This window comes from Methanomassiliicoccales archaeon, from assembly GCA_035527755.1.
In the GTDB taxonomy this organism is placed as follows: domain Archaea; phylum Thermoplasmatota; class Thermoplasmata; order Methanomassiliicoccales; family UBA472; genus UBA472.
Genome location: DATKZX010000023.1, coordinates 1 through 13,299 on the forward strand (window position 1 = coordinate 1; position 13,299 = coordinate 13,299).

Sequence of the window (13,299 nt, forward strand, 5' to 3'; positions counted from 1 at the left end):
GGCGTCAAGAACACTGGGCAGATAATGGAGCTGGCCAAGGATCTGGGCCGACCACGCGGGGACATGATGGACATAGCCGTGTGGAAGGACGGGGTGAAGATGGTCGATTCCACCCTTTATTATTATCAGGCCGTCCACCAGGAGAGCGATGTGGTCCCGGAGAACGTCGACTGCATCCGTGCCGTTATGAAACTGGAGCAGGATAACCTGGCATCCATCGAGCGCACTGACCGGGCCATCGGTCTGCGCTGAACTAAAAGGCCATCCGCGGCCCGGTTTCGCTCGTATTAAAAATTGACCGGAATCGCTGGTGGCCGAGCAAATCATTTTTTATTGCATCGCCATGCTGGTGATGGAGAGCCGTTGCTCAGCTCTCAATATGGCCACCAGGGGAAAATGACATGAAGGACCATCTCACCATCGACGACCTTGATCTTGAAGATAAGACCGTCATCTACCGTGTGGACATCAACTGCCCGCTACAGGAAGTGACCCTTGAACTGGCCAATGACAATCGTATCCGGGAGATCCTCCCCACTCTGAAAGAACTGCTGGCCCGTAAGGCTAAGGTGGTCATATTGGCGCACCAGAGCCGGCCGGGGGAGTGGGACTATATCTCGCTGGAGAGCCACGCCCGACGTATCGCCGAGCTCTTGGGGCAGGAAGTGAACTATGTGGATGACCTTTACGGAGAGAACGCTCGAAAGGCCATCTCCAATATGAAGCCGGGCATGGCCATAATGCTTCGGAACGTGAGGGATGAGCCAGGTGAGATGGAGAAGAGGTCGATGGATGAGCATGCCAGATCTCCAATGGTCGAGGTGCTTTCGAAGCTCGCTGACATCTATGTTAATGACGCTTTCGGGGCGGCGCACCGCTCTCAATGTTCCTTGGTGGGATTTCAGGCCGTTATGCCTTCTGCCGCAGGAAGGCTCATGGAGAGAGAGCTGCAGGCGTTGGAAACGGTTTTCGGCTCGCCTGCGCATCCTTGCATCTTCGTTCTCGGCGGGGCGAAGTTCTCTGACGCGATCAAGGTGGTCGACCGGGTCTTGGGCAGTAGGATCGCCGATCGGGTCATACTTGTCGGCCTGGTGGCCAATGCGTTCCTGAAGGCCAAAGGGGTAGATCTGGGTGAGAGAAGCGAACGCAACCTTATGAAAGAGTTCACCGAGGAGAACATCGGAGCCGCCTCGCGCCTTATGGAGATGTACGGCGATAGCATCGATCTGCCTTTCGATGTCGCCCTGGAAGTGAACGGAGCCAGGATGGATGTCCCTGTCTCCGATCTTCCATCCGAGCACCCCATACACGACATCGGCATCGGAAGCGCCAAGGCGTTCGTGGATATCTTGAAAGATGCCTGTACCATCTTCTTTTCCGGACCTGCGGGTAAGATAGAGACCGATGGTTTCGCGCTCGGAACCCATCTGCTCATGGAGGCCGCGGTCGGCGGCAAGTCTTTCTCGGTGATAGGAGGAGGGCACACCGTCAGCGCTGCTCAGCGCTTTGGTTGCTGTGATCGTTTCTCATATGTTAGCACCGGTGGAGGGGCTCTCGAGACATACATCCTCGGCAAGCCGATGCCGGTCGTCGACGCCCTCAGGGCTTCCTACCGTCGTCATGTTCTGAAATAAGCATGGAAACACTGGCGGGCGCTGAGCAACGGACCGCGTAATGATCGGATCGCGTCGATCGTCCTTTTTTATAAAATCAAGAAAAAATTGTTGTTGGAAGTGGTTTTGGCTCAGAGCACTTTGGCCATGCGCTCCAGGGCCTCCTCGATCCGCTGAACGGATTGCGTGGTGGCCATGCGCACGTACCCTTCGCCATTCTGCCCGAACCCTATCCCCGGGGTGACCACGATGCCAGCCTTGAGCATCTCATCGGCGAACTTGATCGATGGACCGTCCACCTTCATCCACAGGTAGAACGTCGCCTTCGGCAGATCCAGCTTGAACCCCAGTTTACGTAGACCATTCACCAGCACATCCCTTCGCTCCTGGTAGACGGCGATGTTGTCCTTGACCATCTGCGGTTTTTCCGCGTTCTTGTATTGGCCCAGGGCCATTTTGACTGAGCTCTGCAGGAACTTGGGAGCGCCGGAGTCGATCTGTGATTTGACCTTCTTCAGACCGGATATGAGATCGGCATCCCCGACCGCGTATCCGATGCGGTACCCGGTCATATTGAACGTTTTTGAGAGGGAACCGAACTCGATGGTCCCATCCCCTTGGGCCACCTGGAGCGCTGACGGAGCAACGTAATCATCGAAGGTCATCTCCGAGTAGGCGTTGTCATAGCAGAATATGGTGTCCGTCTCCACGCACCAGCGTGACGCGGACAGCAGGAACGTCTCATCGCACACCGCCCCCGTTGGATTGTTAGGGTAGTTCAGGTAGATCATGCGGGCGTCCGTTGGCAGGGATTCAACGTCCGGAAGAAATCCTTTCTCTGCCAGCAGCGGGAAGCGTATTGGCACGGCATCGGTCAATAGCGCCGCGCCCTGAGCGTATACAGGATAGGCCGGGTCTGGAGAGAGCACCTTTTCCCCTGGGTTCACGAAAGCGCGGCAGATGTTCGCCAGCCCTTCCTTGCTCCCGATGAGTATGGCCACCTCGCCGTTGGGATCGACCTCTACGCCAAAGCGCTTTTGATACCATTCGGCTATGGCCTTGCGGGTCTCGGCCTCTCCGGCACTGGATGGGTAACGGTGATTGTCTGGGTCCTCCAGCTCCTTCTGGATGAACTCGATGATCGGCGAAGGGGTGGGCAGGTCGGGATCGCCGATGCCGAGATCGATTATGTCCACACCCTCATGCTTCTTTTTGTTGACCTTGTCCTCTATCTCGGCGAAGAGATAAGGAGGCAACATCTTCAATCTGTTAGCGTATTCGAATCCCATCTTTACACCTCACATCTGACCTTTGAACACCAAGCTGGCGGGGCCGCGCATGGTCACCTTGGAAAGGTCTTTCCAGACCCTGATCCACAGGCTACCTCCGGGCAATCTCACCTGCACCTCCTCGTCGAAGTGCGCCTTACCCAGCAGAGCAGCGACCACCGTGGTGGCGCAAGCACCAGTCCCGCAGGCCATTGTCCATCCGGCCCCTCTTTCGTAGACCTTAAGCTCCAATACCCCATCCACCGATTTAACGAATTCTACATTTGTCTTGCGGGGAAAAAGCTCGTGCCTCTCCAATAATGGGCCGAATCGGTCCATCTCCTCCGGGTCCAGTTCGTCGAAGATTATCAGGTGGGGGTTCCCCATGGAGACCGCGCTACCATGCAGTTCCCGGCCACCGGCATTTATCGGCTGATCTATGAAACGTCCCTGACAGACCATGGGGATGGCCGGACAGTCTAATATCGGCCTGCCCATGTCCACCGTGGCGGTGGAGACCTTGCCGTCCTCCACATCGACCTTGATGTGCATCACGCCCGCCGGTGTCTCTATGTTCATTTCAGTTCTAGAAATGTGTCCTAGATCGTAGATATGCTTGGCCAGACAGCGTATGCCGTTTCCGCACATCTCCGCTTCGGAGCCGTCCGAGTTCATCACTCGCATGGCGTAATCGGCCTTTTCGCTCTGTTCTAGGTAGAGGATACCGTCCGCACCCACCCCGAATCGCCGGTGACAGACCGCCTTAACGTGGTCCGGGTCCTTGGACGCCTTTCCGTCCAGATTCTCGACCAGCACGAAATCGTTGCCCAACCCATGATACTTCCAGAACTTCATTCTCTCAACCTCGCCGGAACCTTCTGGTGGCGGAACATGTCCGAGACCTCCTCCCTTTCCCGGATGAGCGACGCCTTACCGTCCAACACCAGCACCTCGGCGCAACGTGGCCTCGAATTGTAGTTGGATGACATGGCGAAGCCGTAGGCACCGACATCGTAAACTGAAAGAATGTCGCCAACCTGTACCCTGGGCAGCATGCGTTCCTTGGCCAGGTAATCCCCGCTCTCGCATATCGGCCCGGCCACATCGTACTTGACATCGGCCGCCTGATCGAAGCGGTTGGCCACGGCGACATGATGATAGGAATCGTAGAAGGCCGGTCTGATGAGCGTGTTGAAACCTGCATCCACCAGAGCGTAATCGCGCACTGGTGTGGACTTGACGTCGTTCACCTTGGTCAGTAGGACGGTGGTATCGGCCACGATGTAGCGCCCTGGTTCGATGAGCAGTGTTCTGACCCCGCTCCCCTTGATCTTGGATGCGACCTCCGCGGCCACCGCGTCCAGGTCCATGCTTTCTTCCTCCGGACGATAAGGTATGCCCATGCCCCCACCTATGTCCAGGAACTCCAGTTTGAGCCCCAGTTCAGAGCGTATCCGTTCGAATATCTCCACCATCACTTCGGTGACCCGGCCGAACACGGCAGGGTCGCGTCCCCCGGACCCGGTGTGGGCGTGCAGGCCCCTGGGCACGAAGCCAAGCTCTATGGCCTCAGCATAAGCGGAGATTATCTCTTCCTTGGGAATACCGAACTTGGCCCCCTTGGTCCCGGTGACCACCTTCTGCGAGTGCCCGGAACCGACGTCCGGGTTGACACGCAGGGATATGGGGTGCTTTGGGTTCATACCCGCCAAACGACGCATCTGGTTAACGGAGTCTACGTTGATAGGGACCTTTCTTTCGGCCACGGCTCGCATCTCCTTGTCAGAAACGCTGACCCCGGTGTATAGGATACGCTCCGGGACGAAGCCGGCGCGAAGGCACGATTCCACCTCTCCGATGGATACGGCGTCTATGCTGGAACCTTCCTGCTCCAGTATCCGCAGTATGCTCAGATTGGTGTTGGCCTTGCAGGCGTAGTTAATCCTAGTGGGGAACTTGTCGTTGAATGCCTTGTATATCGCCCTGTAGTTCTCCCGCAGCGCGGTCTCGTCTGTAACCATGACCGGAGTTCCGAAACGCTCGGCGATCTTAGTGGTCGACATGCCGCCAATGATCATTTCGTCCTTCTTGCTCTGAAATTTTCTCATTCAAGCACCTATGTACAGTTCGTGCAATCTCCTGATAACCTCGACGGCCTTGGCGTCGCCTACCATGAAGTTCAGGGCGATGTCCGATGCGCCCTCGGAGATCAGTTCGACATTGGCACCGACGTCCGCCGCCGCAGTGAATATCTTTGCCGACACCCCGCAGATCTCCAGCATGCCATCGCCAACGGCGCATATGAGGGCAACATCCTCCTTGACCTTGACCGCCTCCACTTCATCCCGGAACCCATGCAGACGCTCGCATACCTCACCCACCGATTCCGACGGTACTGCCACGGCCAACGTGGAAAGGGAGGTGGAAACAGCGTATATGGATATCCCGTTGGAGCAGATGGACCCTACTATCCTGGCCACCAGTTCCGGCTGATAGACTAGTTCGGATGAGTAAACTTTGACTATGGCCAGCCCGGTCTTCAGGGCTACGCTCCTCAACATATCGCTGCCTCGCCGGTTCAGACCGTGTATCCGGGTACCCTTGCCCCGAGGATTGAAGGTGTTCTTGACCATCACGGCCACCCCCTTACGTTTGGCCGGCTCGATGGTCCGAGGATGCAACACCTTGGCACCGAAGTATGCTAGCTCAGCAGCCTCGCCGTAATCCATCTCGGTAATGGTGCGAGCGGTCTTCACCACCCGGGGATCGGCGGACATGAAGCCGTCGACATCGGTCCATATCTCCACTTCGTCAGCGTCCACGCCATAGCCTACGACCGCGGCTGAGTAATCGGAACCACCCCGGCCGAAGGTGAGCGGTCTTCCTCGTTGATCACACCCGTAGTAACCGGTTATGATAGGTACGCATCCCGCCTGCAGCAGGGGGACCAGGGTCCTCCGCAAATTGGCTTCTGTTGCCAGCAGGTCCGCGCTCCCATTTCCGGGCGGGCCATTTGCCACGATGCCGATGTCCTCGGAGGTCACGGCCACTGATTCCACGCCCCGGCTGCGCAATATGTAAGAAAGGGTGAGCGAGGAGAGCCTCTCTCCCCAGCTGGACAGGGCGTCCTGGAACATGATCCGGCCCTCGTCCTGGCGGAAGAGATGTATCAGACGGCCTAGTTCAACCAGGCGATGCTCCAGCTCGTCGAGGTATTCGGACATATGGTCCGCGGAGATGTTCTCTCGTGCAGTATCAAGATGCTTAGCTCTGAGCCATGACAGATAATCCGGCACCTCTTTTCTGTTATCGGTCATGATCTCGAGAAGCGAATTGGTCACTCCTGACATGGCGGAGACCACCACTGCTCGCTGGCAATCGTACCCCATAATGATGTCGGCAGTTCGGGACATTGCCTCGGCCCCACCCATGCTGGTGCCGCCGAACTTCATGACCTTCCTCACAGATTCAGCACCTCTTCCATATTGTGAACCTTTCCGTCGCTCAATGGGGCGACCCATCGGACCGATGTCACGCAACCCTCGGCGAAGGCCATTCGGGAATGTGCCTTGTGTGTCAGCTCAATCCTCTCGTGGTTCCCGGCGAATATGACGGTGTGTTCGCCCACTATGTCACCGGCCCGTACGGCGTGTATGCCGATCTCCCGCCCTCTGGCACCGACCATTCCTTCCCGGCCGTGGACCATGCGGTCAACCCCGGTTTCAGCGGAAATGATCTCGGCGGCCTTGGCCGCCGTCCCCGATGGAGCGTCCTTCTTCTTATCGTGGTGCATCTCGATTATCTCCACCTGATAATCTGGCAAGGCCCTCGCCAGGGTCTGACATGCCCTCCAGAACACGTTTACCCCGACAGAGAAATTTGGTGTGATCAGGGCGGAACGGTGGGTCTCGCCCAGCGTGAACCGGAAATTCTCCATGAACCCTTGTGAAAGTCCGGTCGTACCGACGACGACGTTCGCTCCGGCCTTTACCGCCACCGGCAAGTTGCGCTCAGCGGCCGATGCATTGCTCACGTCCACCAACACTGTACATCGGCGGCATATATCGTCCAACCCTTCCGGCCCCGTTGCGATCACCCCGGGGTATAGTTCCTGCCCGGCCTTCCCGCCCTCGGCGGAGACGATCGCTCCAACCAGTCTCATGTCCTTCTGTTCCCTGATCAGGGAACACACCATGGAACCCAGCTTACCTGTGGCTCCTGCTACTACTACATCAATCATGTCTAGGCGCCTCCTCGACCTTACACTAGCTTAAATTCCGTCAGTGTCCTCTTTAGTATCTCAGCGGTTCCCGGTTCCATGTCGCAAAGGGGCAAACGGAAGACCCCAGATGGCCTTTTCATCATCCTCATCGCCGTCTTTACCGGTATGGGATTGGTATCTAGGAACAGGTCGGTGAAGAGCGGGAGCATCTTGAAATGCAACCGTCGGGCCCTTACCCAATCCCCTTCCAGGGCTGCATGGGTCATCTCGACCATCATCTCCGGCACAATGTTGGATGTGACCGATATGACGCCCTGCGCGCCCAGCGCCAACATGGGAAAGGTGAGCAGATCGTCCCCGGAAAGAACGTTGAACTTGGGTGACACCGTGGCTAATATACCCATGATCTGAGACATGTTCCCACTGGCCTCCTTCACCGCCACGATGTTCGGCACCTCAGAGAGGCGCTTGATGGTCGGGGCGGCTATGTTGGAGCCTGTGCGGCTGGGAACGTTGTAGACCACTATCGGGATGTCCACCGCTTTGGCGATGGCCTCGTAATGACGGAATATACCTTTCTGATTCGGCTTGTTGTAATAAGGTGATATCAACAGAACGCCGTCCACACCCAGGTCCTTGGCCCCCTTCGATAGGTGGATGGCCTCGTGAGTGGCGTTGCTGCCCGCCCCGGCAATGACCTTGGCCCGTTTGGCCTCTTCCCTGACGATGCCGATCACCTTCAGGTGCTCCTTGTGAGTGAGGGTAGCCGATTCTCCAGTGGTGCCGCAGGGCACGATGGCGTCGATCTTTGCCTCCTCCTGCAGAGCGACAAGCTCCCGAAGCCCGTCCTCATCGATCTCACCGTCCTCCTTGAAGGGGGTGATTAGCGCTGTTGCGCATCCTTTGAACATCTTAATCAGCTCCGAAATGCTCTTTGAGTATGAGCCGCGTGCGCGTCGATTCCACGTTATCGAATCGGCGTATTTGCTCGATGATCTCATTCAGCTGCGGTGATGATGTGACATCGATAATAGCTACGATGTCCTCCTCCCCAGTGACCTCGAATACCTCGGACACTCCCTTGAATCCGGCGATCTGGTCGGCTATGTCGGAGGTGTTCACGTTGACATCGATCTTAACCTCTACCAGAGCCTTAACGTTCTTGCTGCTGGTCTTTATGGTGAACGCCTGTATCACGCCTTCCTCAAAAAGCTTCTTGACCCTGGAGCGGATGGTCCCCTCCGAGACCTCCAACTCATTAGCTATCTCTACGAAAGGCCGTCTCGAATCCTTTTTCAGTATCTCTATGATCTTATCATCCAGGTGATCTATCAATAAATTCACGCCCCTAGGTCACTTCATTGAAATTCTCTGAATTCGTATTCAAAACTTAGTTAATAGTAAAATATTATTAATATTTTCCGAAAAAGCTCGTATATTTTGAAATGTTTCGTGTATAAGAGCTTAGTTTGTATTGATCTTCTTAACGAAATCTAGCCATCGGCGCTCGTCGCTCACCTTCGCCAACAAGGCCTTTGCCTTTACATGACGTTCTTCAGCCTTCACGCTGCGGAGCTCGTCCACCGCTCTCAGAAGCCCCAGGGCCTCGTGCATGACCTCGTATGCCCTCAACTTCCCCATGTCCTTGGTGGCCAGGTCCTTCTCCAGCGATTTTGCTTTCTTATCCAGCAAGGTCGCCAGCTCATGAGCGCCCTTTATGGTGGCCTCGCTTGGCGAATGCTCGGTAATGAATTGGAAGACAACGTCCCTTAAGGGGACCTCCTGCCCCTCCAACTCCTCCAGTTCAGGAACGAACTCCCCAACCCAGAAGAGCAATGAATGAAAATGAGACAGTATCTTTCCTCTCTCCTCGGGCGTTAGGCAATCGTCAGCGCACTTGTCCCCGTTCACCGATGCTCCTCCCCCCGCCGAACGCGACCGCACAGGTCGTGTGCCATGGTCAAGGGGTCCTTGGGCAGGGACCTGACTAGCTGGCAGATAGAGTCCAACCCGACCTTGTGACCGACAGATACGTAGCGGGCCTTTCCCCTAGGACCTTTTACCACCCGCCCTACCTCTTCGTCGTCCAAGTATAGGGTTCCAGATCTTACATTTCCGGAGAGGGCGCTCTTGCCCACCCCGCCGGCGGCAACGTCGTGGACCACTCCGAACTGGGAGGCGATCCCGGCCCGGCGGGGGTGGGCCCGTCCGTGCCCATCGATGAGATACAGTGTGTCTTGACGCCCTTGCTCTAAAAGTAACGAATAGGGCCGCATCTCCCGGAACCCTAGATAACCCGGTACGTAAGGGAAGTTCACCTGGCATTCGGACGCACGCTCCTCCAAAATGACCCCTTTTCGGTCCAGTACTACCATGGCGGCGAATGCTTTGTCCCCATCGTAAGAGACATCCAGACCGGCTATGCGGTCGAAGGCCAGGGCGTCCCCTTCCTGGAGCACGTTGGCGGCCAGCTCCCTCTGGACCGCGGCCATCTTCTCCAGTATGGGATCCTTGAGGAAATCGTCAAAGCACGTCATCTTGAAGTTCAGCACTTTGCCGTCGTTGATGGGCACACCTTCCGATCGTAAAAGTTCCTGCTTCCTTTCCGCCCCTTTCCCCGCCCCATTATACCAACCAGTGCGTCCATTGGAGTAGACCACACGGTGGCAGGGCACCTTGAAGGGACGGGGGCGGTCCACGGAGAGGACCCGACCCACCGCGCGGGAGGCGGCCAGGTCACCTAATGCCCTAGCTAAAGCACCGTATGTGCTGACCCGCCCCTCCGGTATCTGCACCGTCAGGTCGTACACGTACCTATACAGGTCATGGTCCTGAAGATGGAACTCCTTGTCCATCATAAGCGCTCACGGACCCCGTACCGGTCCCAGCTGACCAGGTCCTCGATGTCCTTGCGACCGCGAGCTGCCGGCGTCTCATTCGGGAACCCTAGAGCCATGCATACCGTGATCGTTCTCTCTTTGGGCAGATCGACGAACTTGGCCAGCAATTCGTGGTCAAAGGCCCCTATCCAGCAGGTACCCATGCTCTCCTCTACCGCTGCCAGACTGATATGGTCCAGGGCGATGGTCAGATCGACCCGGGCCCATTTCTGTTGCGGGTCGTCAACGCCCACGAAGAATGCGGCGCAGTCAGCAATGAACGATTGCTCCTTGCATATTGGGACCAGCCCCCTGAGCCTCAGACGGTCGGTTATGACAATGATCTCCCAAGGCTGACGGTTGGCTCCGGACGGAGCTATCCTGGCCATCTCCAATAGGTGGTCCAGCACATTGGTAGGCAGTTCCTTGCACTTGAACTTACGAATGCTCCTTCGAGCCTTGATCGCCCCCTTGACCTCCAACTCAGACACCTCTTCGTTTAACCAATGTAGGTATTAGTTGAAGGTGGGATAATGATTTTTGGCCTAGACCTCATTGATCCTCGGCCTTCGCCAGGTCCTTCAGCCATACTACGGACTGGGGGAATGGGATCTCAATGTTGTGCTGGTTGAACATCTTCAGCAGTTCGGTACGGTAGTCGGAGGCGGCCTTGAACTGCTTGTCCAGGTCGTTTATCCAGATGAAGGCGGTGAAGTTCAATGAGGAGTCGGCGAAATCGCTGAAGCGTATTATCGGAAGATGATCATCGTCCTTGATCACCTCGGGCAGGGCTATGGCAGCATCGAGCATCAACTTCTTGACCAGGTCCACATCGGTACCGTAGGCCACGCCAACGGCGACGGCGATCTTGAGCTTGCGGTCTGGCAGCACCATGTTTACGATCTTCTTGTTGGCGATGTCGTTGTTGGGAACGATCACTAGCTCATGGGTGAAGGTGTTGTACAAGGTCGTTGATCGCATTCCGATCTTGCGAACCGCGCATATATCGCCATTGTCCAGTCGGAGCAGGTCATCGATCTTGAAAGGTCGGTCGATCACCATCTGCAACCCGGCGAAAAAGTTGGCCAGCGTGGATTGGGCGGCAAAACCGATCACTATTCCCATGAAGCCGAAGCCGGCAAGGATGACCGTGAGATCGTATCCGAACATGCTGAATATCACCATGACGGCAACCATCGGTATGACGATCACTCCCAACTTCTCCAGTACGGGGATGAGCACGTCGTCCACCTCGGAGTCGGTCTTCTTGGCAAGCTCGTGGCCGTAGTAGATGAGCACACCATCGTATATCTTGTAGACCAGCCAGGCCATGATCAGTATGAACGAGATGCGGTAAAGGAGCTCCAGGTCGGCAATCAGAGACCGGTCCAGGCTCAATATCTCCAGGGAGCTTACCGCACCGAAAAGCACTATCAGGATCAGTATCGGGCCGCGTATGATGCGCAGAACGATGTCATCCAGCTCGGTAGCGGTCTTTGAGGTCAGCACATGTAGGATGGGGTCGGCCACCAGCATGACGAACAACGCGATGGCCGTCCATATCCCCACGCTGACCGCGAAGGCGCCCGGGTTCCCATCCAAGGGAGATGGCATCTGGTTGTCCCATATGCCCAGTATCTTATTGTCCCCGGCCATGGTACCGAAGAGCGGGACCACCTCGATCTGCACCGTATCATTAACGATGATGACATTGGACAGCTCGTTCATCTGGGTGATAGTGAACGTCACAGTGAAGTTCAGCACCTTGGCGGACAATTCTGGGATGGTGGTGACGGTCAACAATATGGATTTCGAAGCACCGGGGTAGAGCGTGATGTGGCTTTGATCGAATACTAAATTGAAATCGTTGCTGGATGATCGATCAGCTTCGGGTGTGACCACGTAGGGCACAGTATCGTTGTTATAGAGGATCCATTCAAAGGAGACCGGGTCACCTGCGATGACCTTCTTATAATCGTCGTCCACGGAGAAAACGTTCACCGGGGCGGCGGAAACCATCGGAGCCATCATGACCGCTAAAAGCATAAAGCTGAGCGATAGAAGCATGACGCAGTTCCGGGCGGTCCGATCTAACTTCATGTATGTCCTCGTTCCGGTCCCTCGAGAACATACGTCATATTTAGGATTTCTCGACACCCATATCAGTGTGGTAAACCATTAATCGTTCTTCACCCATGCTCGGAGCATGGAAGAGATTACCTGGGCGCGCATCATCCTAGCCCTGACCGTCATGATCGTAGCGGCCATCTCCGATTGGCGCACCCGAACGGCCTCCAATGTTCACTGGTACATCATCGGATTGGGTGGCTCTTTGTTGCTCGGATGGCAGCTTTGGTCGGATGGAGCGCCTTGGATCTTCTTGGCGTGCCTGGGACTGATCAGCTTGGTGTTCATGGACCTGCTGTGGGACCGCCCCGGCATCCTTGAGGACGGCATCAACCCTCTGCCCCTTGTACTGTATGCATTGACCATCCTAGCCTATGGCTACCTTAGCTTGGAGCATTTCGGGGATGGACATTACTGGACCTTGGTGACCATCCCTCTGCTGTTCGTCCTTTTCTACGTTCTATACCAATTTGATGTGATCAAAGGTGGCGCCGATGCCAAGGCCCTCATCGCCCTGTCCCTTTGTTTCCCTGTCTATCCTTCGCTTGAAGGACTGCCCTTATTGACGTTGAACCAGCCCGCGGCCCAAGAGGTGTTACCGTTCCCTCTATTGATATTGTTCAACGGCGCCATACTGACCTTACTGGTGTCCGTCGGTCTCTTCCTGATCAACGTGGTGCACCAGGACCTGCGTTTCCCCTTGATGTTTTTAGGCTTTCGCATGAGCATCGATGAGGCGCCTTCAAAGCACGTGTGGCCCATGGAGAGGATCGTCGACGGGCGCCTCAGAACGACGCTCTTTCCCCGTTCGGATGAAAATGTGGATTGGGAAAGACTGCGTGCAGCTGGCGTGGACCGCCCCTGGGTCACTCCCATGATTCCTCTGCTTATCCCTATGGCCCTGGCAGTGCCCTTCTCACTGCTGGTGGGAAATCTTCTGCTCTACATCATTGGTGCGTGAAAGAGCAGTCCTGCCCCAGCGGGCATCTATTGCACCGTGGGCGGCTACGGCAGTACTGCTTGGCCAGCTGGACCAGCATTGCGTATAACTGGCGGTAGCGATGAGCGTCATCGGGATATCGTGTCTCCACCAGCGCCTGTGCGGACCTGTAATCGCCATCGGGCAGGACCCCGGTGCGGTGGAACACTCTGAGCACGTAGCTGGCGGCCACGAACTTGGGCCGGGCTCC

15 protein-coding genes are annotated in these 13,299 nt (G+C 56.3%); 3 read left to right on the forward strand and 12 right to left on the reverse strand.

The window, feature by feature from the left end; all coding sequences use genetic code 11:
- A partial coding sequence (locus tag VMW85_08155; GenBank protein ID HUT28000.1) for a glyceraldehyde-3-phosphate dehydrogenase occupies positions 1-252 on the forward strand: 252 nt, incomplete at its 5' end.
- Positions 253-401: 149 nt separating this feature from the next.
- Positions 402-1,634 carry a phosphoglycerate kinase gene (pgk, locus tag VMW85_08160; protein HUT28001.1) on the forward strand — a complete coding sequence of 411 codons (1,233 nt, stop codon included), beginning with the start codon at positions 402-404 and terminating at the stop codon, positions 1,632-1,634.
- 110 nt (positions 1,635-1,744) lie between these two features.
- On the opposite strand, the gene VMW85_08165 is transcribed toward pgk, so the two are convergent.
- From VMW85_08165 to VMW85_08215, 11 genes are all read right to left on the reverse strand, one after another.
- Positions 1,745-2,902, reverse strand: a complete 1,158-nt coding sequence (locus tag VMW85_08165) for an aminotransferase class I/II-fold pyridoxal phosphate-dependent enzyme (GenBank protein HUT28002.1) — start codon at positions 2,900-2,902, stop codon at positions 1,745-1,747.
- A gap of 9 nt (positions 2,903-2,911) precedes the next feature.
- Positions 2,912-3,736 (reverse strand): diaminopimelate epimerase, encoded by an 825-nt coding sequence (gene dapF, locus VMW85_08170; protein ID HUT28003.1) that lies wholly within the window; start codon positions 3,734-3,736, stop codon positions 2,912-2,914.
- Complete coding sequence (lysA, locus tag VMW85_08175; GenBank protein ID HUT28004.1) at positions 3,733-4,989, reverse strand: diaminopimelate decarboxylase; 1,257 nt, start codon at positions 4,987-4,989, stop codon at positions 3,733-3,735. Before lysA ends, dapF begins: the two co-directional genes overlap by 4 nt.
- Complete coding sequence (locus VMW85_08180) at positions 4,990-6,345, reverse strand: aspartate kinase (protein HUT28005.1); 1,356 nt, start codon at positions 6,343-6,345, stop codon at positions 4,990-4,992.
- A complete protein-coding gene (dapB, locus tag VMW85_08185; GenBank protein HUT28006.1) occupies positions 6,342-7,121 on the reverse strand; it encodes a 4-hydroxy-tetrahydrodipicolinate reductase in 780 nt (259 codons plus the stop codon). Before dapB ends, VMW85_08180 begins: the two co-directional genes overlap by 4 nt.
- Before the next feature lie 20 nt (positions 7,122-7,141).
- Positions 7,142-8,014, reverse strand: a complete 873-nt coding sequence (gene dapA, locus VMW85_08190; GenBank protein HUT28007.1) for a 4-hydroxy-tetrahydrodipicolinate synthase — start codon at positions 8,012-8,014, stop codon at positions 7,142-7,144.
- 1 nt (position 8,015) lies between these two features.
- The gene (locus VMW85_08195) at positions 8,016-8,438 is read right to left on the reverse strand and encodes an Lrp/AsnC family transcriptional regulator (protein ID HUT28008.1); all 423 of its coding nucleotides are present in this window, start codon (positions 8,436-8,438) and stop codon (positions 8,016-8,018) included.
- A gap of 129 nt (positions 8,439-8,567) precedes the next feature.
- On the reverse strand, positions 8,568-9,014 hold the full coding sequence (locus tag VMW85_08200) for a DUF5788 family protein (protein ID HUT28009.1): 447 nt from the start codon (positions 9,012-9,014) through the stop codon (positions 8,568-8,570).
- Positions 9,011-9,961, reverse strand: a complete 951-nt coding sequence (locus VMW85_08205) for an endonuclease V (GenBank protein ID HUT28010.1) — start codon at positions 9,959-9,961, stop codon at positions 9,011-9,013. Before VMW85_08205 ends, VMW85_08200 begins: the two co-directional genes overlap by 4 nt.
- On the reverse strand, positions 9,958-10,473 hold the full coding sequence (locus VMW85_08210) for a nitroreductase family protein (protein HUT28011.1): 516 nt from the start codon (positions 10,471-10,473) through the stop codon (positions 9,958-9,960). Before VMW85_08210 ends, VMW85_08205 begins: the two co-directional genes overlap by 4 nt.
- A 61-nt stretch (positions 10,474-10,534) precedes the next feature.
- Positions 10,535-12,082, reverse strand: coding sequence for a mechanosensitive ion channel domain-containing protein (locus VMW85_08215; GenBank protein HUT28012.1), 1,548 nt, complete (start codon positions 12,080-12,082; stop codon positions 10,535-10,537).
- A gap of 106 nt (positions 12,083-12,188) precedes the next feature.
- Here VMW85_08215 and VMW85_08220 point away from each other — a divergent pair, with 106 nt between their 5' ends.
- Positions 12,189-13,070 (forward strand): hypothetical protein, encoded by an 882-nt coding sequence (locus VMW85_08220; GenBank protein ID HUT28013.1) that lies wholly within the window; start codon positions 12,189-12,191, stop codon positions 13,068-13,070.
- Here VMW85_08220 and VMW85_08225 read toward each other — a convergent pair.
- On the reverse strand, positions 13,057-13,299 hold a 243-nt coding region (locus VMW85_08225; protein HUT28014.1), incomplete at its 5' end, for a hypothetical protein. The two genes, VMW85_08220 and VMW85_08225, sit on opposite strands and share 14 nt — an antisense overlap.